The sequence below is a fragment of the Paenibacillus sp. FSL R7-0189 genome (assembly GCF_037969925.1).
Lineage (GTDB): Bacteria > Bacillota > Bacilli > Paenibacillales > Paenibacillaceae > Paenibacillus_AQ > Paenibacillus_AQ odorifer.
Map to the genome: position 1 here is coordinate 3370775 of NZ_CP150223.1, position 22240 is coordinate 3393014.

A 22240-nucleotide genomic window follows, 5' to 3' on the forward strand; every position below is an offset into this window, starting at 1 on the left:
TTATTATGTTTCCCTTTTACGACAGACGTAGACGAAAGCGGGAGGGAAATTAAATGGCACATATTTTATTGTATCAATATTAAAATATTCGGAGAGTTGCTTCTTCATTTGAAGTGAATACTGAAAGGCGATAAATAATCCCTCAGGTTTAAGGGATTGGTAGATCTGTTCAACCAATGTACTTCTTAATTCGGGCTCAAAATTGAAAAAGGGCAGCCCACTAAAAATACAATCTAACTGATGAATATGTGAACTTTTAATTGATTCTACTAAACTAGCAGCATTATGATAACAGGAGAAATCCGGATAGTTTGTCTTCAGGTTATGCCTCATGGTTTTATCCATCTCAAATAGTAACACTTTCGTTGTACTAGTTACCTTAGTATTGATTACACGGGTGATTGCACCTGTACCTGATCCAAGTTCAGCGACTGCTTTAACTTCATGCCAAGAGGCTTGGTTAACCATGCTGTGTGCCAGAAACCGGGAACTCGGGGTAACACTGCCTACCTGTTTTGGATCATGAATAAAACTTCTTAAAAATAAGAGTTTTTCATTGAAGCTCATTTGGAATTCCTCCATAATTTTAGAATTAATTTAGATGTTTATTAATTTTGATAGGATGTGATCTCCAAAGTATGTTCCTACAAAAAAGAACAGTAAGGTCCAACTTAAAGCACTGGGATATGAAATAAGGGCGAATCGTTTATAGCTTGTACCGCTGAGCCCGATCAACATGGGAATGATGTAACGTACAACTGGAATAAACATGCCGATATACATAGCTGTACGCCCTCGTTTTTTTAGAATCTGCTCTGCTTTTTTAAAATGTCTATTAGCTTCAAATTTGCACTTCAGCTTTTGCCCAAAGAATTTACCTGCAAAGTAGGCAACCGTAAAGGCCGTTAATAACCCTGACAAAATGCAGAAATAAGTCATCCAGAAATTGATAATCCCCATGTGGCTTAGGGTAGCTCCGGTGAGGATCGTAATTTCATTAGGAATTGGAATTCCAAAAGGGCCTAGCGTGAAAGCAAGATAAAAAATCAGATAACCATACTGATTGATTAGCTCTAAAATGGTATTACTGGCCAATATGCCGCCTCCTTCGCTTACTTCAATACAGAAATCTTAACTAAAAAAACTGAGGAATTAGGTGGGGGAATTCTAAAGAAATCCTGAAGAGACTTACAATTCGATAGAATTAGCCAAGGAATCACTCCCACAGTCACAATAAAAAAGTCCTGAGGATCAAGAAACTCATGATCCATCAGGACTTTTTACATAATGACCTAACCTTTCATCATCAAACGAAGCGAAACGATGATGAGAAAAACGGCTAATAGCTTTAGAAGCAGCTTGGCAGGAAGGCGTTTTGCCAGTCGTGCGCCAATTTGACCGCCGATAATTGCGCCAGGTGCTAGGGCTAACACCATAAACCATTCAACATTCAATAAAAAGGCATGTGTTGTGGTGCTTACGATAGCTGACAGGAAAATTTGAAGCATAGAAGTTGCAACAGCGATATGGGGGGCAAAGCCGAGGAGTAAGGTCATTGTCGGAACCATAAGACTCCCGCCGCCAATCCCAAATAGGCTTGCTACAAAGCCAACAAGAAAACTAATGATTATGCCGGTAGGCATATGATAAGCATATTCGAAATGAGCACCGCTATTATCGGAAAAGCTTCGCTTTACGGTTGGTTTGAAAGGCCAATGGAAGGGTTTGTTCGGCTTGAACAAGAGCAATAAAGCGACAAGGATTAAGAAAATCCCGAAGCTTACGAAAAACATTCTCCCGCCCATTTGCTTGGTAAAGAGTGCACCTATTACTGAACCCGGAATCGAGACGGCGGCAAAGGTGAGCGCTGCTTGATAATCGATTCTCTTCTGCTTTGCATACACATAAGTGCTTGAGATGGAGTTGAAAAGCAGCATCGCCATTGATGTTCCAGCCAGATGTGAAGGCTCCATATCAGGAAAAAGGAAAGCCAACGCAGGCACAACGATGAACCCGCCGCCAAGTCCGACCAATGAACCGGAAATGCCAGCTGCTAGCCCGATGACTAAGAGCAGTAAGTAAGTTAGCACAACAGCATGTTCCTTCCTCTGCGTGAATTCTACAATCATTTATCTTACCAGAAAAAACGTCCCGCAAATAAATTGTTTTTTAGCCAAATGCGCTGTTCTGCTGCTAAACGGGGATCATTGTCCATTTGGGACAGGATATCTTTTTTTACAAGTTTGCAGACGGATTGAACAATAGTTTGATCCAGGCTAGCATCTAACCAGAGAATTTCCGCAGACCGGGGATTAGGGGTGTATCGTTGCCAAGTAGGTTGTCCCTCAGCATTAGGATTACCGGTATATAAGAAATGCCGTAAATAGTCCCTCATTAGGGAAGAAAGCATGTTACGCCCAGGCTCGTTATGCTCGGAAATTACTCCCGCAGGGAATCTTTCCTGGACACCGGAAAAGTCACCTGTATAGAAGGGGATGTCTGCACCATGCGGGGCACCAATAAGAAAACGGATGTAAGGATCGATCACTCCGTCTCTTAACCCCCAGGCGAATCGGTAAGCATAAATCGGCATCTCTGGAATTGCGGTTAAAAATATCTCTGTAGTCTGCTCTACATTAAATTCTGCATACAGATCGCTCCCATATTGGACTGATGCTTCATAGAGCTTCTTTTCTTCCACATTTCCGGCTAACTCTTCATTTTGCACTAGGGAGAAGAAATGAGTATCCCATAAAGTGAACTCGGAGAATTCGCTGGCAGTGCTGCCTAGGATGATCGGCAGGGAAGGGTGATCGCGGTTATTTAGATTGTCGAAGCCACCAATAGGAATGACCGTGCCGTCTTCGATCAAATGAGGAAAAGCAGCCATCTGAAGCCCAGTCTCCCGAATGATTTCGACAAAGTGAAAGGCATTCTGACGATATAGGAAGTCGGAAATCTTATCCGCAGATTGTGTGGAAATCCATACTCGCGCCTCATCTTGAGTGCTGGCTATTCCTGTTTTTATTAATAACTCCGTTAAAATGTCGTCTGCTTTTTCTTCGCTTTGCTTCGTAGCAGCCGTTGTTAAACCTCCGCTCATAATAAAGAGCTTATGAAAGAGCCCTCTGCCCAGCGGGGAAAGGTAAGCAGCTAATGCATTTCTTGCACCTGCAGACTGGCCCCCTAATGTTATATTTCCTGGATTCCCCCCAAAGCAAACAATGTTTTTGTGCAGCCATTTTAGCGCATGAAGAACATCGAGGAGACCGTAATTTCCCGAGTCATCCAAGGGGTCCCCGGTTCGGAGTGAGGGATGCCGGAAAAATCCCATTGGTCCTAAACGGTAGTTCACTGTAACCACTATACTATTTGTCTTACACGCCAATTCTCCACCTTGAAAATCCCGTCCCGAACCCCCAATATTTCCGCCGCCGTGGAGGAAGACGAATACGGGTAAGCCTGCCTCGGCATGATCCGGTCGCCAAATATTCAAAAAGAGGCAATCTTCACTGCCGCCAGGGTCCCCTTGAATGAATTGGACACCGCTATTATTAAAATGGCTTGCAGGCAATACACCTGTCCAAGGTTCTATCTCACGTGGTGCCTTCCATCTGAGCTTATCTATAGGGGGTTCCGCATAAGGAATCCCTAACCATGCAATCGCCCCAAGTTCTGGCAGACGTGTGCCCTTAAGCTGACCGCTGGAGACTGTAATAATTTCTTCCATTGGTTCTCGTGTGCTCATTTATAGTTCCCCTTTCTCCTGCAGATTCTTATGTATTTTTAATTCTCTTTATTATAGTGTTCTGCTATGATGATGAAAAATATATTATTATATATAAAATACATAACTCTAAGGTTATAGAAGAGGGTGGTTTCGTTGGATTTACTTTCGCTTCGGTACTTTCAAACGGTTGCAAAGCTTGAGAATATGACCCGGGCAGCCGAAATACTCCAAATCTCACAGCCTGCTATAAGTAAAATGATCAAAAATCTTGAGGACGAATTAAACGTCAAATTGTTTGATCGCACAGGAAAATACATTCGATTAAATGAATATGGGAAGCGGTTTCTTGTAAAAGTTGATTCAGCCCTACAAACGTTAGAGGAGGGGAAAACAGAGCTATTGGACTTGTCTGAGAGACCGACAGGAACTGTGGTGATTTTTATCCAAGCGGGTTCCTATTTGCTTCCGGATATGATCACATTATTTCGTCAGAAGTACCCGGAAGCTCAATTCAAGCTATTGCAGCAAGATCAGGAGATCTCACGTTATCCGGCTTTTGATTTGTGTATTTCTTCTACTCCGCTCAAGATTCCAGGAACAGCGTCCACACCGGTATTAACGGAAGAAATCATGCTGGCGGTTCCTAATGAGCACAGGCTCGCTACCCGCAAAAGTGTACGTCTAATTGAACTCGCGGAAGACGGCTTTATTAGTTTGAAAATAGGCAAGCAGCTGCGCGAAACGACGGATTCTCTCTGTCACGCCGCCGGATTTGCTCCGCATATCATTTATGAATGCGATGAGCCTTCGATGGTACGCAGTCTAGTCCGTTCGGGACTAGGGGTTTCTTTTATCCCCGCTGTAACTTGGGGTGGTTCTCAAGGATCCTCAGTGGTACTTCTTCCCATTGAAGAACCCATAAGCACCCGCACCATTGAAATCTCATGGTATACCAACCGGTACATGACTAATGTCGCTAAAAAGTTCAAGGCATTTGTTGAGGATTATTACAAGCAGTTAGAAGAAGACAAATTAAAAAATGAGTCAACTAACCCTAAGGCTTAATTGACTCATTGTCAGCAACGCTAATCATTTAATCCCTTGCCCTCAAGGATTTGCGGGATGAATTTTTCAATTCGGGATACGCGGGTTTTGGATTGTTTGGCTTGAGAAAAATGATAAATATATGCGTTTTGCCGTCCAGGCGTTAGGGCTTCAAAAGCAGTTTTCAAGCCAGGAAGTTCAGCGAATTTAGTCTGAAGCTCTTCAGGAATGAGGTAATCCTCTTTCTTTTTTAATTCGACTTCCAAACCCGCTTTTTCAACTTCTATGGCATTTTGAATGTAGGCTTTCAGAACAGCTTCCATTTCAACGATTTGTTGCACATTCGTAAACCGAATTTGGCGCGCTGCCTGCACATTTTCTGTTTGTTGAATTAGAATCCCATTGGGATCCTGTAACAAGGCACCTTTGTGAAAGAGAAGTGCACAATATTCTTTAAATCCATGAATTAATACTATGTTTTTATCATCAAATGTGTAACATGGATGCATCCACTTATAATCTTCGGTCAGCCCGCAATCAAGCACGATCGTTCTCAACTGCTCATATTCTTCCCTCCATTGTTTCGCTTTACTTAAAAATTTATCAACCCTAGGATTCAATACATTATTTGTCATGAAAAACACCCATCTTCATCATAATTTTCAATACAATTTTACTTTTTTTATAGAATGTACAGTCGTAATCTTCTGGGAATGGGCAACCTATGTTGTCTCCCGTTCGATCAGTTGGAACGATAGGGGCTGCAGCTCCATATCCAGTCCAAGCAGGGTTGGAGCCAGCAGAAGAAAGGCGTTCTCCGCCTGTCCCGCAATCGGATTCCGAACAGTGGTAATTCCGAGTGTCTGTGACAGCTCCGAATTATCAAAACCAATGATGGCTAGATCACGGGGCACATCCAGCTGCTGTCTACGTGCTTCGCTCAGAACGCCCACCGCCACCAAATCATTGGAGCACAGAATGGCATCCGGCTGATCTGGTTGTCCTATTAGGGTTCGCACCAATTGCTCTCCGTCAGGGATTCCATAAATCGTGGAGTAATACCATTTCTCAACGATGGGAAGATTATATTTGGCCATGATTTGCTCATAAGCTAGTCGTCTACTCTGGGTATTTATGCTGCTTGGGCGGCCAAAAGCATTAGCGATACGCGTATAACCCCGCTCTATCAAATGCTCTAGAGCGAGTGCATATCCGTCATATTGGTTCATGGCAACTGACGGTATTTCAGGATGGTCCATGCGTTGCCAGGACACAATCGGGCCGTATTTACAGTAGGAAGTTATGACATTTTTATCGTTAACAGCGGTCAGAATAAGCAGGGCGTCGACTCTTTTTTGTTTGAGATCCTCAAAGGCCTGAAGTTCCTTTTGCTTATCTCCACCGGTGGTATAAATAATCGTCTGGTACCCGTAACGGCCGGAAATTCCGACGAAGCTGTTCATGAAGCACAAAATAAGCTCGTTTAGGTCTAAGGTAATCATGCCGATTTGCTGGGTTTGGCCTTTGGATAAAGATATGGCATTCCGATTGGGAACATAGTCCGTCTCTTTCATTATGGCGAGAATTTTCTCCCTAGTTTCCTTGCTGACATGGGGAGAATCGTTCAGGACTCGGGATACCGTAGCTTTGGAAAAGCCCGACAGCTTAGCAATTTCGTCAAGTGTGGACATCGGCTTATCTCCTTTGCAAGATTAATCCTTGACATGTAACGCGTTCCAAGGTTTAGGATTCGGATTAGAGCAGTAAACCTATACTATCACAATAGCAAAGGCGGGAAGAAATATGAACTTACAATTTCCAGAAGGATTCCTATGGGGTGGGGCTGTAGCCGCTAACCAGCTTGAAGGGGCATATCAGGATGATGGCAAAGGCTGGTCTACCCAAGATGTCATGCCGCATGGCATTAAGTCTGCGCCTACAGAAGTTCCTACCGACGATAACATGAAGTTAATTGGTATCGATTTCTATCACCGATATAAAGAGGATATTAAGCTGTTTGCGGAAATGGGCTTTAAAGTATTCCGGACGTCTATTGCCTGGTCCCGGATTTTTCCGAAAGGGGACGAGCTGGAGCCGAATGAACAAGGCCTGCAGTTCTACGACGACCTGTTCGACGAGTGTCATAAATACGGCATTGAACCGCTAGTTACTATCTCCCATTATGAGACCCCGCTGCATTTGGCACGAGAGTATGATGGATGGGTTAACCGTAAGATGGTGGATTTTTACGAGCGTTATGTGAGAACGATCTTTAATCGTTACAAGAATAAGGTTAAATACTGGCTGACCTTCAACGAGATCAATTCTATCCTAGAGTTCCCATTTATGAGTGGCGGAATCAATACTCCATTGGAGAAATTAAGTAAGCAGGATCTGTATCAGGCCATTCACCATGAGTTCATTGCAAGTGCTTTGGCGGTGAAGATCGGTCATGAGATCAATCCTGATTTCAAAATAGGCTGTATGGTGCTGAGCATGCCAATTTATCCGCTCACTCCGCATCCGGACGATTTGATCAAGGCGATGCAAAGCGATCACAAAAATATGTTTTTCGCGGATGTTCATAGCAGAGGTTACTATCCAGGATATATGAAACGGTTCTTTAAGGAAAATGGAATCCACATTCATTTTGAGCCAGAGGACGAAGAAATTCTGAAGCATACCGTTGATTTCATATCGTTCAGTTACTATATGAGCACATGTGAAACGGCCGATCCGGAGAAACAGATCAGAGGAGAAGGAAATCTGCTGGGCGGGGTAGCGAATCCATATCTGGAAGCGAGCGAATGGGGTTGGCAGATCGATCCGCAGGGCTTGCGTTATGTGATGAATATGTTCTATGACCGATACCAAAAACCGCTATTTATCGTGGAAAATGGCCTTGGCGCCGTCGATCAGCTGGTTGTAGACGGGAACGGTGAGAAGATAGTAAACGACGATTACCGGATCAATTATTTGCGAGATCATTTGGTTCAAGTAGCAGAAGCTATTGCCGATGGCGTGGAAGTTATGGGGTATACGAGCTGGGGCTGCATCGACTTGGTTAGCGCAACAAGCGCCGAGCTGAAGAAACGTTATGGCTTCATTTATGTAGATCGTCATGATGATGGTTCAGGTACACTGGAGAGATACCGTAAGAAGTCCTTCCACTGGTACAAAGAAGTAATCGAATCGAATGGACAAAGCCTGTTCTAATAAAAAGAGTCCTGATAATCAAGATATTCTTGATCTATCAGGGCTTTTTTTGTTATCCAATATTATACAGATCCTGGTTTATTGTTGACATCATTAATTGAACATGTTAATTTGTAAATAATAAATTAATCGGATATCAGGATTGCTACTGCATAGCAGGCAAAACCTAAGTTTCATTTATGTTTACGGGGATAATCTCTCTCGTACATAGATGTGATTTAGGTTTTTTTTTGTTCCCTGATATCCGTGATTAATTGATCTGTTACAAAGGGGTGTATAAAAATGAGTTATGAACAGCTAAGTAAAGACATTATCCAATCTGTCGGTGGGGAGAAGAATATTAACAATGTGATTCATTGTGCCACGCGACTAAGATTCACACTTAACGATGAGCAAAAAGCTGATAAAGAAAATTTGGAGAAAATGAAAGGGATTATTGGGGTAGTTAGCAAAGGGGGACAGTTTCAAGTTATAGTGGGTACCCATGTTGCTGATGTGTATAAAGAAATTGCCAAATCCATATCCCCTAACAGTGACTCTGGCGAGAACAAGGTAAAGAAACCCATAGGGACTCTGATTTTTGATGTTATTTCCAGAAGCTTCTCGCCTCTGATTGGTGCTTTAGCAGGTGCGGGTATGTTGAAAGCGCTATTAACTGTACTGGCTTCGTTACATGTTCTAAGTGCGGATAGCGAAACTTATAAAGTATTAGCGGGCGCTAGTAATGCCGTGTTTTATTTTCTACCCATTTTCTTAGGGATTACGTTATCGATTAGGCTGGGCGTGAATGCTTATGTGGGTGGTAGTATCGGCGCGGCCTTACTTGAGCCTAATATTACGGGATTAGCAAGTGTTGAATCTCCACATTTTTTAGGTATTCCTTTAGTAATTTCGGACTATTCATCAAGCGTGTTTCCGATTTTTATCGCCATCTGTATATACGCTTTATTGGATAAGCAGCTAAGAAAGTTTATACACAAGGATTTGCAGATGTTCTTAGTCCCTATGATATGTTTGATTGTGATTGTACCGTTAACTATTTTAGCGTTCGGACCGTTTGGCGTGAATGTAGGGAATTTAATTGGAGACGCTATTTTGTTCCTCAGTACGAAAAGCGGTATTGTTACAGGGGCAATTGTGGGAATAGCTTGGACATATTTGACTGTCCTCGGATTGCACTGGGGACTTGTGCCAATTATTCTTGAGAACATTGCTAAGGGTGGAGATCCGATATATGCAATGGCCGGCATGGCCATCTTCGCTCAGCTGGGTGTAGCGTTGGGGATCTTCCTGAAAACAAAAGACAAACAGTTGAAAACATTGGCCGGCAGTACATTTATACCAGGCGCGCTTTCAGGTGTGACAGAACCTATTATTTACGGATTGCTGACTCGTTACAAACGGACTTTCATTTATGTAACTATTGCGGGCGGTGTAGGTGGAGCACTTAGTGGTCTTTTCAAAGTGAAGATGGAAGTATTCGCATTTGTGAGCGTATTAAGTCTTCCCGCATTCTCTCCGCTGGCAGTTCAAGCGATTATAGCAGGTGTGACCATTGTATTGGCTATGGTAATTACCATGGTATTTGGTTATGAAGATAAAAAGAAAGTGAATATTGTAGAAGAAAAAACGAATACTGAAAAAAGCGAGGTTATCCTTTCTCACGCCGTGAAAAGTTCAACCGTTGTAAGCCCTCTGGCTGGTAATGTAATCCCTTTAACCTCAGTAGATGATGCTGCCTTTGCTTCTGAAGCAATGGGCAAGGGGATTGCAATTGAACCCACAGAAGGCAAGCTTTATTCACCGGTAAGTGGAGTTGTATCCACTATTTTCAGAACAGGTCATTGTATTGCGGTAGTATCGGATGAGGGTGTTGAGGTCCTGATTCATATCGGTATAGAAACCGTGAAGCTAAAAGGTAAATACTTTGATGTGAAGGTGCAAGAAGGAGCAACAGTTACACAGGGTGACCTATTGATTGAATTTGATTTTGAACAAATAAAAAATGAAGGTTATCAATGCACAACTCCGATAATTATTACCAATACGGCTAATTATAGTGATGTGATTGGTACCAATAAAACAGCTATTACACCGGGTGAAGATCTGCTGACTGTTGTAGTGTGATCTATTGAAGAGTCATAAGGTATGAATGGAATCGATCTCTTAGTACTGCTACTTAGAGATCGATTTTTTATTATAGAATACTATAAAAAAGAGCTAGCTTTGTAAAATGAAAAGGTAAGGAGCTGTAATATGCGGATCGAAAAAGTGTTAAACAACAATGTTGTTACTGTCATAGATGACCAAAATTTTGAACTAGTAGTCATGGGAAGAGGACTGGCCTTTAAGAAAAAACGTGGAGACTTTTTAGAAGAAGATAAAATTGAAAAGATATTCACTTTAAGCAATCAAAAACTTTCAGATAAGCTAAAAACGCTGCTTTCTGAGATTCCAATCGAGCACATGGAGCTCTCAGAAGAGATTATCAACTTCGCCAAACTGCAGCTCGGTAAAATGCTGGATGACAGTATTTATGTTAGTCTGACAGATCATATCAGTTTTGCGCTGGAGAGATTCTCAAAAGGGATGAAGATTAAAAACGCCATGCTTTGGGAAATCAAAAGATTCTATAAAGAAGAATATGAGGTTGGGAAAGCTGCGCTTCAAATTATACATTCCAAGCTCGGAGTCAGACTTCCCGAAGATGAGGCTGGACATATTGCTCTCCATCTGGTGAATGCTGAACTAAATGAAGAGATGCCTAACATGGTGAATATCACCAAGATCATGAACGACATCCTAAATATCGTGAAGCGCCATTTCAGGCTAGAGTACGATGAGGAGTCCCTTGCTTATTACCGTTTTATCACTCATTTGAAATTTTTTGCACAACGTCTCATCAACGGTACTCCACCTCCTGATAATGAGAATGGCTTATTTATTTTGGTAAAGGAGCAGTATAAGGAAGCTTTCGCAAGCGTTGAGAAAATTAAAATCTATATTGATAAAACATACAATCGTGAGTTAACAAATGATGAAATGCTGTATCTGACCATACACATTGAAAGAATTACAAACCAGATCATGGAGTAGGGACGGTTAAGCATTAAATTTTAACTTTGACTTTCGGGAGAATCGCGTATAAGATTACTAATATGTTTTCTGTGATAATCATTATCAATAGATTGATAACAGTTATCATGGAATCAACTTCGAACGTTGAATCCAGGGGGATAAAGCAAATGCACAAAAGGTTAATTAGTTTATTTATGGTTATTGCTATTATATTGGTCGTATCAGGTTGTGGTACTAACCAAAAGAACAATTCAACATCGAACGCGGGAGCAACTGATAAACCAGCTGCTGAAAACGCGGGCAGTGAATCAACAAGCGGTCCTATTGTATTAAAGGATTCTAAAGGTGAGATTACGCTGGACAAACCTGCGCAAAGAGTTGTGGTATTGGAATGGACCTTTACGGAGGATGTTATTGCACTGGGAGTGCAGCCAGTAGGTAATGCAGATAACGAAAACTATAAGCTGTATGTGACTTCTGAAGCACCGCTTGATGCAAATGTGACTGATGTTGGTTCCCGTGACGAGCCAGATCTGGAGACGATTGCTTCATTAAAGCCTGATCTGATTATTGCCAATACGGGTGGGCACGAAGGAATTTATGATCAACTTAAAAGTATCGCTCCAACACTGATTTTCGGCTTGTATCCGAATGAAGGAGAAGGCAATCAGTACACGCTGATGGAAGATACTTTCAAAACGATTGCAGCGGCAGTAGGCAAAACAGCAGAAGCTGATAAGGTTCTTGCTGATTTGGATGCACATTATGCAGATGCAAAAGTAAAGCTGGCTGATGCAGGCAAAGAAGGCTTGAACTATGTACTGACACAAGCATACAGCTACCAGAATGCGGCAACGATGCGTCTTTTTACAGATAATTCACTTGCGGTACAAACTTTGGATCGGATCGGTCTGAAAAACGACTGGAAACCCGAAAATTTCGAAGTTTACGGATTCAGCACCTCTACAGTTGAAGCATTGCCTGCGGTTCAGGATACAAATCTGATCTATATCGTCCAAGAGGATGATAATATTTTCACGAAAGAACTGAAGGATAATTCCGTTTGGAATGGCCTTAATTTTGTGAAAGATAATCGCACCTTCGGATTGAGCAGTACTACTTGGGTGTTCGGCGGCCCGATCTCCTCCAAAGTTATCGTGGATGAAGTTGTAAATACATTAACGAAATGAGTGCGGTTATGAACGAAAAGAGTAGCAAAGAAGCCTCTATCGGCATGAACTGGCGGATCATTGGAATATTTGGGGGCGGCTTTGCCGTCCTCTTCATTCTGTTCGTTTTAAGTTTAGGCTTTGGGGAAGCCAAGATCCCTGCAGCTACTGTTATAGATGGCTTACTGAATCGCCAAGATATAATGGAACATAATCTGCTCTGGGATATCCGCATGCCACGTACAGTTATTGGTCTGCTGGCCGGGGCTGCTCTGGCTGTGGCTGGGGCATTATTGCAAACTATAACGAAAAACCCGCTTGCTTCCTCAGATACACTTGGGATTAATGCCGGGGCATACTTTATGGTCGTGCTTGGTATGGCAGCTTTTCCTGCTTTGCAGCATGAATTTCCATTTTTGCTCGCAGTTGCAGGGGGACTGCTTGCTGCTTTAGCCGCTTATTTACTGAGTGGAGGCAAGGCAGCCACACCTGTTCGGCTGGCTTTATCAGGTATGATCGTCTCCATGGTGCTCGGAGCGTTTACATCGGCCATACATATTTTTAAAAGAACTGAAACACAAAATCTGTTTTTATGGGGTTCTGGTTCCCTAATTCAGTTGGATTGGGACGGTGTTATATATGCCTGGCCTTTTGTCGTAGTGCTGCTATTGGCAGCGATATTTGCCGGCAGACAATTTGATGCGCTGGAGCTCGATGAGTCAACTGCCCGTTCACTTGGACAGCGAGTAGGGCTAATTCGGGCGACGGGTCTTGGCCTATCGGTATTAATGGCTGCGGTTGTAGTCAGCGTGGTTGGACCGATTGGCTTCGTCGGCTTAGTGGCTCCCCATCTTGTCCGGCTTAGCGGGATCCGCAAACATCGCCTGCTCATTCCTGCAAGCGCATTGTGGGGAGCACTGCTCATCACGGCAGCGGATACGCTTGCGCGTGTAGTGCGAAGCAGTGTGGGTGAAATGCCTGTTGGTGCAGTTATGGCGATTATTGGAGCCCCGTGGCTCATTTGGCTAGTACTCACCAAGATGAAAAATATATCGGGCTCAGGCTCTGGCCAATCATCGATGAGCATCGGTGGAGCGGGGCTGCGTCTGCGCTTTGTGCCGACGGCTATAGTTATGACCGTGCTGCTGATTGTTATTATCCTCGTAAGCTTATCGTTTGGGGGAACAAAAATACCGATCAGTGAATTGCTAAGCAGTCTGTTCCATAGGGGGGATCAATCCTATTCCGTCCTGCTGAATTTACGGCTTCCCCGTACACTCGTAGCGGCTGCAGGAGGGATCGCACTTGCAATCAGTGGTGTATTGATTCAGAGTGCTGTTCGAAATCCACTGGCAGATGCTTCAATTATTGGTGTGACCTCAGGGGCTGGCTTTGGTGCTTTGGCCGTAATGACCGTTTGGCCAGCATTGACGGTATTTGCAGTTCCGCTTGCCGCAATCGTGGGTGGGGCACTGGCTGCTGCTTTTGTCTTTTTTATGGCCTGGCGCAGGTCCTTGAATCCATCGGTTCTGATCTTGCTTGGAATCGCAGTCTCGGCTATTGCCTCTGCGGGAATCCAGGTTATGATCGTCAAAGGAAGTTTATGGAGCAGTAGCTCCTTAATTTGGTTAACCGGTTCGACTTATGGACGAAGCTGGAATCAATTTTACATCCTATTTGTATTCCTGCTTGTACTTGTACCGATTGCATACTATTTGGGACGGAAATGCGATTTGTTGGCATTTGGCGACGAGAGTTCAACAGGATTGGGCTTGCCGGTTCGAGGAACGCGGCTTTGGGCTATGATTATCGGTGTTTTGCTTGCAGCGGGAGCCGTTGCAAGTGTAGGAACAATAGGGTTCCTTGGACTCATGGCGCCGCATGCGGTGCGGATGATGATTGGTCATCATACGAGACGATCCATTGTTTTGTCAGGATTACTTGGCGGCTTGATGCTCGTTATTGCCGATACGCTCGGAAGAACCATAATGGCGCCGAAAGAAATCCCTTCAGGCCTTATTATTATGCTGATTGGGGCTCCGTATTTCTTGTTTTTAATGTACCGGTCACAGGTTAGAAAAGTTTAGATTTTGCTATGGAAAAATCAGGGGGGGTCCCATCAGCTGTAAAAATAGCTGCTGGGGCACCCCCTGATTAATTTGAGCTTACTCCATCTAGAACCCCTCAAACATCGTTTCATTCGATTAAGATTTTCGCTTACGATACAGCTATCGGACACAGCTGACCTTAAACGCAGCTTTATCTCGCATTTGAAGTGACAACGGACCGCATAGTCGCAATTGGCATGAAAAGTGCTTAATTTGCCCCTCTTCCTAAGGAGTAACGTCGCTGGAGTCCGAAACCAAGCTCCAAAGGCTAAAAATCCGCATATAACGTCATCTGAGTCCTTAAGCCTCGGCGAATGATGACAATTTATTGGTGCAGGCCACCAACGCCCATAAACAAAAAGCAGCGATTCTCCCATACTGGGGAAAGCTGCTTTTTTAATTGGATATTATCGATTTGTGAACAATTATTTAACTATTATTCTTAATTTTGTATATTTTCGTTTGCTAGTTTATACTTTAATCTTATGCTGTAGAATTTTGGAAATAAGGAGTGGGATTATGTGAGGCTTTTCGACAGAAAAAGTGTACAAGACGGAAGCAAAACTATTAACAACTCTGGCGAATTAAGAATCAATATTTTTTTCTTTAGCACTTTTATTATTTTTTGTGTGATTATCCTACGCCTTGCGGTCTTGCAATTTGTCGAAGGACCTACGTTATCTGAAGCTGAGGCTAACCGGGATACGAAAATAGTGGCATTATCAGCACTGAGAGGGAATATCCTCGCTGCTGATGGTGAGAAATTGGCATACTCAACGCCCGTTCAATCTTTGTACCTTACTTTGGATAAGGAATATACCGCAACAAAAACAGATAAAACTACGAAAAAAGTTACCTTAACTGCTGAGGCAAATAATAAATCAAAGGCACTCGCCAGCAAGTTAGCAGAAGCCTTCGAAACTTATGGTGATCCTAATGAGAAAAAACTAACCACAGAAGAGATCCTTGAGTCTATGGATTTATATTCAAAAAAACTCTCTGGTTATGTAGCGCGAAGAATTAAATCAGGTTTAACTAAGAAAGAAATCGCTTATTTTTTAGAACACAAAAACGAATATCCAAACCTTGAAGTGATAGAGGAAAGCAGCAGGCATTATGATACCGATACGGTGGCTGTACAAGCTGTTGGCTACGTGAAATTTTTCAAATCCTCTACTAGTTTAGATCTTTATAAGGATGTACTTCAGGCGATGAAAAATAACCAGAACCCTGGACTTAACTATAAAGAGGATGAGCTAGTAGGCTTTGATGGCTTGGAGCTGCAATACCAGAAGGAGCTTCGGGGACAGAATGGTTATAAGGAAGTTTCCGTAGATCCGCAGAATATGGCAGAAAAAATTGTCAGTATTGAACCCCCGGTCAAAGGAAGCACTATCTGGACTACCCTTAATAAAAAAATTCAGCTAAAGACCGAAGAAGCCATTAAAGATCAGATTCAGTGGTTGCATTCACACACCGTTCAGGGAGAAACACATCCTGATGCTTTAACAGGTTACGCTGTAGCCATGGAAGTGGATACAGGTAATGTTATTGCTATGGCAAGCATACCTGACTATGATACCAACAACTGGGCTACGGGTTCGATCTCTCCAGAGGTGTATAAAAAAATTGAAAAGCATTACCAAAATGGAACGATAACTCCATACTCATCGGGAAGATCAGGGCATAATTTTGAATCTACCGTGCTGCTCGGTTCGACCATAAAACCATTGAGTGTGTTAATTGGCTTAAAAGAGGGCTTTATAAGTACTTCTTCTACTTATCAAGATAAGGGGATCACCTCATTTGGTAGAGAAGGACATGAGACTAATGTAAGGAACTCATCCAATCATGTATACGGCTCTTTGTACCCTTATACAGCCATTGAAAAATCTTCAAACGTATATATGGTTGATATGATCGGGAAAAAATTGTACGAAAAATACAAGTCTAAGGGCATTGGGGTATGGGACACATATATGAAAGAATTTGGTCTGGGTGTTCCAACAGGGATAGGTTTACCAAGGGAATACTTGGGTGATTTAAATTATAAAGCTGAAGCTAAAGCGGGTTCAGTTCAGTCTGCGCTTGTGTATGCTTCTTTTGGGCAGCAGGGGCGTTATACCGTTCTACAGTTGGCGCAATATGCGGCTACACTAGCCAATGAAGGGCAACGAATCAAACCACAGCTAGTAAGCAAGATCACGGACTCCAAAGGTAAAGTTATCAAAAAATTCAAACGGGAAGTGCTTGATGAAGTGACTACTTTCGATAAATCCTATTGGCGGGAGATAAAGAAAGGGATGAACAGTGACGTTAAAAGTGCCTTCGGTGATTTCCCCTATGATTTTGCACGTAAAACAGGGACTTCACAACAGACGGATAGTAAAAACATAAACCGTGATAACGGAGTGTTTATAGCTTTTGCACCACGTGAAAATCCAAAACTTGCTGTAGCTGTAGTTATTCCTGAAGGCGGATTTGGATCTAGTAGTGCAGCACCTGTAGCGAGAAAAATTTTTGATGCTTATGATTGGGAGTACGGATTGGATGGAATTCCGAAGAAAAATGTGGATAAAAGTATCAGCGAATAACACAAAGGAGAGCGCGATCTGCGCTTTCTTTTTCTTTTTACAGAGCGGTTTGTGGCGGATGAAAGGAACGGGTTCCAGATTAAAATATTGTAACCATAAAGCGTGAAACTTTTATCCTAGTATGAGCGTCAAAGGGGTAGGAAAAAAATGTATTCGTCATTCCAGGAGGGTGAATCTGTGAAGAAGTTATGGATTTCTATTTTAGTGGGCTTATTAGTTTTGCCGATGATGTTTCAATCTTCAGTGAAAGCTGCTACTGCGCCCATCAGTATTTTTATTGACGGGGTTCGATTGTCCACAGATCAAGCACCGGTGATGGTGAATGGACGGACAATGGTACCCTTACGGGCAATTTTTGAAGCCTTTAATGCCTCTATCAAGTGGAATCAGAAAACACAAACTGTAACAGCAACTAAAGATGATACAACGATTATGTTAAAGATTGGCTCAAAGACAGCCACGATTAACAATAAAGCTGTAACTCTAGATGTGCCGGGTCAGAATTTGAAAGGGAGAACGATGGTTCCTACACGGTTTGTCAGTGAGGCACTGGGTCATGATGTGGGTTGGAACCCAAGCACCAAAGTAGTGACCATAACGACTTCCGGCGGTAAAACTGGAACTGTAAATCCGGCATCGAATGTACAGTTGAAGGATGTAAGTGATAACGGTGACGGCCGTGATCTTCAGGTCAGCTTCACCCAATCTTCTAATGAAGCTCTTGTGGATCATTACCGGGTAATGATTGTAAAGGCTTGGAGCACTTTTAATATCTCATCTGCACAAAAGGTTACATCCGCCAATTATTCTACTGTTTTAGCTAGAGGCACTAATCCTACGATTAGAATGACCGCAAATTCAAGGGATGTTGTTGGTGATCTCATTAAAGGTAATCAGACCTATGTAGCTTATGTTTTCGCAGTGGGTAAAGGCAATAATACCAGCGCTCTTTCGTATAGTTCTGCGACTATATCACTTAACACTAATACTGTAGTCGTTGCCCCAAGTAATGTACAAGTAAGTGATGTGAGCGATTATAGTGATGGCCGCGATTTAGCCGTAAGTTTTAATAAGGTATCGGATGAATCCAAGGTGAGTTCTTACCGGATATTTGTAGTCAAAGCTACTAATTATTCTTCTTTTAATTTGGCGGCAGCAAATGCTGTTAGCAGTTCAAATTACACACAGGTCAACAAAACAGGCTCCAATATTACCCAGATCTTATCGTCTGGAGCGAGGGATGTGGATGGTGCCCTCATTAAGACGGGAGTTGGTTACCGTGTGTTTGTTATGGGGGTAGATAGTGGCAGTAATACAGCCAATAATTTATTGTCTGCTGCTTCATCTGCGATTACGCTGTCCTCGGTCAATGTTTCTAATTTAAGTGTAAGCGACGTTAGTGACTTTGGAGATGGCCGGGATTTAAAAGTATCCTTTAACCACGCTACAGATGAAACGTATATTAGCCAGTACCGGATTCTAGTTGTGCCTACAGCTTATTCCAACAACTTTAGTTTATCTGAGGCGAATAATGTCTCCAGCTCTTACTTCACAACGGTGAGCACAACAGGATCTAGCACCAGTCAAGTGTTAGCCTCATCTGCAAGAGACGTGCGTGGTAATTTGATTAAGAATGGAACACCTTACAGAGTGTATGTGTTAACGATTGGAAGCGGGAAGAATTTGGGCACCAACATTCTCTCAACGGATTCAACATTAATTACGTTGGCTGTGGACTACAATGTGAGTGCTGTCTACAATTTGGATGTAAGCGACGTAAATGACTATGATGATGGCCGGGATTTAAGAGTATCCTTTGACCACGCTACGAATGAAACGTATATTAGCCAGTATCGAATCCTGGTTGTACCTACTTCCTATTACAACAGCTTCAGTTTATCTGACGCCAATAATGTGTACAGTTCCAACTACACAGCAGTGAGCACAACAGGATCCAGCACCAATCAAGTGTTAACCTCGTCATCAAGGGACGTGCGCGGTAACCTGATAAAGAGTGGAATCAATTACAGAGTGTACGTGTTAACGGTCGGAAGCGGGAATTACTCGGGCAGCAATATTCTTTCTTCTGGTTCACAGTTAATTACGTTGAATGTAGATTACAGATTGGCTCCTATTTCGAGCTTGGATGTAAGGGACGTTAATGACTACGAAGACGGCCGTGATTTAAAAGTATCCTTTAACCATGCCACGGATGAAACGTACATTAGCCAGTATCGAATCCTGATTGTTCCTACTTCCTATTACAGCAGCTTTAGTTTAACCCAGGCGAATGCTGTTTCGAGCTCCAATTACACTGCGGTAGGCACTTCAGGAAATAACACCAGTCAAGTCTTGGATTCTTCAGCCAGAGACGTAAACGGAAGTTTAATAAAGAGTGGAATCAGTTACAGATTGTATGTGTTAACGATTGGCAGCGGCAAGTACTCAGGCACTAATGTGTTGTCCTCAGAGTCGAATGCCATCACTTTATCCACTAAGCTGCCGGTAACCTCTGTCACTAATGTAACGTACAGTGTGGATGAGGGTAAAATACTAGTAAGTTTCAACCGTTCCTCTAACGAGTCTAACATTTCGGAATATCGAATCCTGGTGGTTCCGTCCAAACAAGGTTTTGGATCAGCGGAAGCAATTGAGGTGAAATCCTCGTATTATACGTCGATAACGCCTAACGGAACGAATCCTACAATTGTAGCCTCGAGAAGAGATGTTAATGGTGCATTAATTGTTAAGGGTGTTAAATATAAAGTATATGTTCTTGCGGTAGCCAATAACAATGGCGTGCAGAGTGGTGGTCTTTCGGATTCAACGGAAGAGATTGAAATATAAGGATAGGGAATAAAGGCATTATAATATAAGGCAAAAAACCTTCATTGAGCACTGGGCTTGATGAAGCGTTTTTTGCCTTGTTTTTTTGTTTTCTATTTTTAATAAAAATAGGGTTGCGATTATACACATTTAAAACATTTGGTTTAACCTATTGGAAGCGCTATAATTGAAAATAATTACATGCTTAAGGAGTCTATCATGAAAAAAGGCAGGATATTCTACAAGATTTTTGTTCCTATTCTAGTGCTGGGGATTGGCCTGGTTATTAGCTTCGGTGGCTATATTTATCTGACGACGATTAATTCGGTAAATGAGAGAGTAGCGGATGATAAACAGAGTTTAATTACCCAAATTAAAAACACTCTGGAACAGAAAATTCAGACCATCGAATACGCTTTTAATACTTACAGTACCACCAGTTCCTTCAGAGAGGTTGTGCAGAATCCGATCACGGAGCAGGATTTTGAGGAGTATCGCGAGATTAATTCCCAGCTTAACTACATTGCCAGTATGGGGATGGATTTTGTTAATTATTCTTTAATCAGTTTGGAGCAGAAATGGCAGATTTCTAATGGGAAGCTTTCACATTTAACGGAAGAAGAGAGCAGGACACTTTATGAGAGCTATATCAATAACCGTAGCCGGGGTTTATTTTGGGTTAAGACGGATAAAGGCATCCGCTTTGTAAATACCCTGCCGGTATTCTCACAGACCAAACAGGCGATTGCCTTATCTGATATATCACTTCAGACCTTGCAGAGCACCCTTCAGACCGAAAGAAACACACCGGTGTTTATTCTTAACCGGGAGGGTGAGCTTCTATATGAGTCGGAAACCGGGAAGTCCCTGCTGACTAGTAATCAGCTTAGCCATATTACTAATGTTGCCGGAGGCGGGGGGCAATTGGGGACGATTGCCATGGAGCGGGCTGATCACCAATCGATAAAAGCTATTTATGCTAAATCTTCTTATAATAATTGGATTTACGTAACTCTTTTGGATAAATCAGAAATTTCAGATGCACTAAAGACAACCCGATTCGGGATTGTGATGATGGTACTGCTTATTACATTGTTGATTGCGGTAGTCGCTTACGTTATCTCTTTGTATTTCACCAAGCCATTCCGGCAGATTCAGCGCCGATTATTACCTGCCAATGCAGAGCTAGAGCCCAAGAATGAGGTAGACTGGATTATTAATTCGATTGATACCATCTTATCGGAGAAAGAAAGCCTAGAGGGTCTTATTGAGTCTGAGATGCCTAAGTTGGAAACTCAGTTTATTCTAAATCTATTTCGTAGCCGGATATCTCAAGAAGAGCTGAATCAAGGTTTGCCTCGTTTCGGTTATGAGCTGTCACAGAATTCGGTGTATGCAACGCTGCTGATACAGCTGGATAACTATGGGGAACGGCAGGCTAGCGACAAGGACCTTCTGCTTGTGGCGGTCAACAAACTGGTGGAAGAGCTGATTCCGCAGGAGAAGCGGATGATTCCTATCCTATTAAATGACCGTACACAAGCGACCATCCTGATTTTTGAGGGAGCGAATGAACAGGAGAACCGGAGAATAGCACTGGACTATGCGAAGACAATTATTCGAACAGCTAGAGAAATCCTGAAACTATCCGTTAGTGTTGGAATAAGCAATTTTTACGATAATTTATTATTTAGTAAGGAAGCTTGTGAGATGAGTAAGCAGGCGCTGCACCATCGTTTAAATCTGGGCAAAGAGTCCATCATTTTCTATGAGGATATATCGAAGGTAATCTCGGGTCCAGTTCTACTGCATTATCCGTCTGAGTTTGAGTCCCAGTTATTTGACGCGATTCGGATTGGAGATGAAGAACAAGTCTCCTGTTCTCTGTATCCATTACTCGGGGAAATGATGAAGCACAGTAAGAATCCTTTGAATTTCGAAGTCACATTAATACGTTTCGTCAACAATCTGATTCAGCTGGAGCAGCTGCTGGGTGTAGAGGTTCTGCTGACAGAGGACAATTCTACGTTGTACCACCGATTGTTAGACATCCGTAATCCGGAAGAGATCGAACGCATTTTGGTCAAAGAAGTTATTCATCCGATGGTGACCAGTGTTAAGGAGAAGACAGACCGTCAGTTCCGCCTTTTATCTGATAAAATTGCGGTGATTGTCCGCTCAGAATTTGATCAGGACTTAACGTTAGAATTAATCGGTGATCGCCTTCATTACAGTCCGAACTATTTAAGCAGTATTTTCAAAAAAGAGTACGGGATGACGTTTAGCGAATATCTAATGAACTATCGCCTGGAAATGGCTAAGAAGTGGCTTGTAGAAACGGATATGACCATTAAAGAAATTGCTGAAAGGCTGCAGTACCATAATCCGCAGAACTTTATTCGATCCTTCCGTAAAAAAGAACATGTAACACCAGGTGCATACCGAACCCAGAAACAGGAGAAGTAAGGCGCTGAA

Annotated in this window: 15 protein-coding genes; 9 read left to right on the forward strand and 6 right to left on the reverse strand. The window is 42.6% G+C overall.

Going from position 1 to position 22240, the window contains the following annotated elements; genetic code table 11:
- Positions 1-3: 3 nt before the first annotated feature.
- The 4 genes from MKY63_RS14765 to MKY63_RS14780 all read right to left on the reverse strand — a co-directional run bounded on the left by MKY63_RS14765 (position 4) and on the right by MKY63_RS14780 (position 3748).
- On the reverse strand, positions 4-567 hold the full coding sequence (locus tag MKY63_RS14765) for a methyltransferase domain-containing protein (RefSeq protein ID WP_076274643.1): 564 nt from the start codon (positions 565-567) through the stop codon (positions 4-6).
- 30 nt (positions 568-597) lie between these two features.
- On the reverse strand, positions 598-1095 hold the full coding sequence (locus tag MKY63_RS14770) for a DedA family protein (protein ID WP_036685454.1): 498 nt from the start codon (positions 1093-1095) through the stop codon (positions 598-600).
- A gap of 197 nt (positions 1096-1292) precedes the next feature.
- A complete protein-coding gene (locus MKY63_RS14775) occupies positions 1293-2090 on the reverse strand; it encodes a sulfite exporter TauE/SafE family protein (RefSeq protein ID WP_036685644.1) in 798 nt (265 codons plus the stop codon).
- A 44-nt stretch (positions 2091-2134) separates the two neighbouring features.
- Positions 2135-3748, reverse strand: a complete 1614-nt coding sequence (locus MKY63_RS14780) for a carboxylesterase family protein (protein WP_076274644.1) — start codon at positions 3746-3748, stop codon at positions 2135-2137.
- A 135-nt stretch (positions 3749-3883) separates the two neighbouring features.
- Here MKY63_RS14780 and MKY63_RS14785 point away from each other — a divergent pair, with 135 nt between their 5' ends.
- A complete protein-coding gene (locus tag MKY63_RS14785; RefSeq protein WP_076274645.1) occupies positions 3884-4795 on the forward strand; it encodes a LysR family transcriptional regulator in 912 nt (303 codons plus the stop codon).
- A 20-nt stretch (positions 4796-4815) separates the two neighbouring features.
- Here MKY63_RS14785 and MKY63_RS14790 read toward each other — a convergent pair whose 3' ends face one another.
- Positions 4816-5409, reverse strand: coding sequence for a YdeI family protein (locus MKY63_RS14790; protein WP_076098816.1), 594 nt, complete (start codon positions 5407-5409; stop codon positions 4816-4818).
- A gap of 87 nt (positions 5410-5496) precedes the next feature.
- On the reverse strand, positions 5497-6465 hold the full coding sequence (locus MKY63_RS14795; RefSeq protein WP_076274646.1) for a LacI family DNA-binding transcriptional regulator: 969 nt from the start codon (positions 6463-6465) through the stop codon (positions 5497-5499).
- A 112-nt stretch (positions 6466-6577) separates the two neighbouring features.
- On the opposite strand from MKY63_RS14795, the gene ascB reads away from it, so the two are divergent.
- The 8 genes from ascB (at position 6578) to MKY63_RS14835 (ending at position 22231) form a co-directional block, all read left to right on the forward strand.
- Entirely contained in the window at positions 6578-7990 is a 1413-nt protein-coding gene (gene ascB, locus MKY63_RS14800; protein ID WP_076274647.1) for a 6-phospho-beta-glucosidase, read from the forward strand.
- A 282-nt stretch (positions 7991-8272) separates the two neighbouring features.
- Positions 8273-10117, forward strand: a complete 1845-nt coding sequence (locus MKY63_RS14805) for a beta-glucoside-specific PTS transporter subunit IIABC (protein ID WP_076104873.1) — start codon at positions 8273-8275, stop codon at positions 10115-10117.
- 129 nt (positions 10118-10246) lie between these two features.
- Positions 10247-11086 (forward strand): PRD domain-containing protein, encoded by an 840-nt coding sequence (locus MKY63_RS14810; RefSeq protein ID WP_076104874.1) that lies wholly within the window; start codon positions 10247-10249, stop codon positions 11084-11086.
- Between the two features lie 149 nt (positions 11087-11235).
- The gene (locus MKY63_RS14815; RefSeq protein ID WP_076274648.1) at positions 11236-12258 is read left to right on the forward strand and encodes an iron-siderophore ABC transporter substrate-binding protein; all 1023 of its coding nucleotides are present in this window, start codon (positions 11236-11238) and stop codon (positions 12256-12258) included.
- An 8-nt stretch (positions 12259-12266) separates the two neighbouring features.
- Positions 12267-14324, forward strand: a complete 2058-nt coding sequence (locus MKY63_RS14820; RefSeq protein ID WP_339813336.1) for an iron ABC transporter permease — start codon at positions 12267-12269, stop codon at positions 14322-14324.
- Between the two features lie 542 nt (positions 14325-14866).
- Positions 14867-16939: a penicillin-binding transpeptidase domain-containing protein gene (locus MKY63_RS14825; protein WP_076274650.1), complete on the forward strand. Its 2073-nt coding sequence runs from the start codon at positions 14867-14869 to the stop codon at positions 16937-16939.
- Between the two features lie 177 nt (positions 16940-17116).
- A complete protein-coding gene (locus tag MKY63_RS14830; protein WP_076274651.1) occupies positions 17117-19786 on the forward strand; it encodes a copper amine oxidase N-terminal domain-containing protein in 2670 nt (889 codons plus the stop codon).
- A gap of 198 nt (positions 19787-19984) precedes the next feature.
- A complete protein-coding gene (locus MKY63_RS14835) occupies positions 19985-22231 on the forward strand; it encodes a helix-turn-helix domain-containing protein (protein ID WP_076274652.1) in 2247 nt (748 codons plus the stop codon).
- The last annotated feature ends 9 nt before the right edge of the window (positions 22232-22240 follow it).

What these genes read in the sequence shown, in the direction of transcription:
- MKY63_RS14765 (WP_076274643.1), bottom strand. Translation starts at nt 567, where the DNA reads ATGAGCTTCAATGAAAAACTCTTATTTTTAAGAAGTTTTATTCATGAT.
- MKY63_RS14795 (WP_076274646.1), bottom strand. Translation starts at nt 6,465, where the DNA reads ATGTCCACACTTGACGAAATTGCTAAGCTGTCGGGCTTTTCCAAAGCT.
- MKY63_RS14815 (WP_076274648.1), top strand. Translation starts at nt 11,236, where the DNA reads ATGCACAAAAGGTTAATTAGTTTATTTATGGTTATTGCTATTATATTG.
- MKY63_RS14835 (WP_076274652.1), top strand. Translation starts at nt 19,985, where the DNA reads ATGAAAAAAGGCAGGATATTCTACAAGATTTTTGTTCCTATTCTAGTG.
- MKY63_RS14790 (WP_076098816.1), bottom strand. Translation starts at nt 5,409, where the DNA reads ATGACAAATAATGTATTGAATCCTAGGGTTGATAAATTTTTAAGTAAA.
- ascB (WP_076274647.1), top strand. Translation starts at nt 6,578, where the DNA reads ATGAACTTACAATTTCCAGAAGGATTCCTATGGGGTGGGGCTGTAGCC.
- MKY63_RS14820 (WP_339813336.1), top strand. Translation starts at nt 12,267, where the DNA reads ATGAACGAAAAGAGTAGCAAAGAAGCCTCTATCGGCATGAACTGGCGG.
- MKY63_RS14810 (WP_076104874.1), top strand. Translation starts at nt 10,247, where the DNA reads ATGCGGATCGAAAAAGTGTTAAACAACAATGTTGTTACTGTCATAGAT.
- MKY63_RS14805 (WP_076104873.1), top strand. Translation starts at nt 8,273, where the DNA reads ATGAGTTATGAACAGCTAAGTAAAGACATTATCCAATCTGTCGGTGGG.
- MKY63_RS14780 (WP_076274644.1), bottom strand. Translation starts at nt 3,748, where the DNA reads ATGAGCACACGAGAACCAATGGAAGAAATTATTACAGTCTCCAGCGGT.